Source organism: Paraburkholderia solisilvae, assembly GCF_902859875.1.
In the GTDB taxonomy this organism is placed as follows: domain Bacteria; phylum Pseudomonadota; class Gammaproteobacteria; order Burkholderiales; family Burkholderiaceae; genus Paraburkholderia; species Paraburkholderia solisilvae.
On sequence record NZ_CADIKF010000125.1, the window covers coordinates 1 to 1,433 of the forward strand.

Below are 1,433 nucleotides of genomic sequence, written 5' to 3' on the forward strand. Positions count from 1 at the left end.
ATCTCCAACGTCCGCCCCGAACCGGACAAAGTCCTCACCGACCTAGTCGACTACGTGCTGAACCATAAGATCGACAGCGCACTCGCGCTCGAAACGGCACGCAACTGTCTGATCGACACGCTCGGCTGCGGCCTCGAGGCCCTCTCGTACCCCGCCTGCACCAAGCTGATGGGACCGATCGTGCCCGGCACGATCGTCCCGCACGGCGCGAAGGTGCCCGGCACGTCATTCCAGCTCGATCCGGTCCAGGCCGCGTTCAATATCGGCGCGATGATCCGCTGGCTCGACTTCAACGACACCTGGCTCGCCGCCGAATGGGGCCATCCGTCCGATAACCTCGGCGGCATTCTCGCCACCGCCGACTGGCTGTCGCGCAACGCCATCGCAGCGGGCAAAAAGCCGCTGACGATGAAAGACGTCCTGATCGGCATGATCAAGGCGCACGAAATTCAAGGCTGCATCGCGCTCGAGAACTCGTTCAACAAGGTCGGGCTCGATCATGTGCTGCTCGTCAAGCTCGCGTCGACCGCGGTGGTCGGCCAGCTGATCGGCCTCACGCGCGACGAGCTGATCAACGCGGTGTCGCTCGCGTTCGTCGATGGGCACGCGCTGCGCACGTACCGCCATGCGCCGAACACCGGCTCGCGCAAGTCGTGGGCCGCCGGCGACGCCACGTCGCGCGCGGTGCGCCTCGCGCTGATCGCGAAGACCGGCGAGATGGGCTATCCGTCGGTGCTGAGTGCGAAGACGTGGGGCTTCTACGACGTGCTGTTCAACGGCAATGCATTCCAGTTCCAGCGTCCGTACGGTTCGTACGTGATGGAAAACGTGCTGTTCAAGATTTCGTTTCCGGCCGAGTTCCACTCGCAGACCGCGGTCGAAGCGGCGATGACGCTGCACCCGCAGCTTGCCGCGAAGGGCAAACGCGTCGAGGACATCGCGAAGATCACAATCCGCACGCACGAAGCGGCCATCCGCATCATCGACAAGAAAGGGCCGCTGAATAACCCGGCCGATCGCGATCACTGCATCCAGTACATGGTTGCGGTGCCGCTGATCTTCGGGCGGCTCACCGCCGCGGACTACGAGGATGCAATCGCGCAGGATGCGCGCATCGACGCGTTGCGCGCGAAGATCGAATGCGTGGAAGACCCGCAGTACACGAAGGATTATCACGACCCGGACAAGCGTTCTATTGCCAACGCGCTGACCGTGCAATTCAGCGACGGCACGACGCTCGACGAAGTGGCTGTCGAATACCCGATCGGCCACAAGCGCCGCCGCGCGGACGGCATCCCGCTGCTGGTCGAGAAATTCCGCACGAACCTTGCGCGGCGTTTCCCGGCAAAGCAGCAACAGGCGATCCTCGACGTGTCGCTGGATCAGGCAAAGCTCGAAGCGATGCCGGTCAATGAATACGTCGATCTGTACGT

At 63.2% G+C, this 1,433-nt stretch carries 1 protein-coding gene; it reads left to right on the plus strand.

The features are described 5' to 3' along the window. A partial coding sequence (locus tag HV675_RS32080) for a bifunctional 2-methylcitrate dehydratase/aconitate hydratase (RefSeq protein ID WP_246270680.1) occupies nt 1-1,433 on the plus strand: 1,433 nt, incomplete at both ends.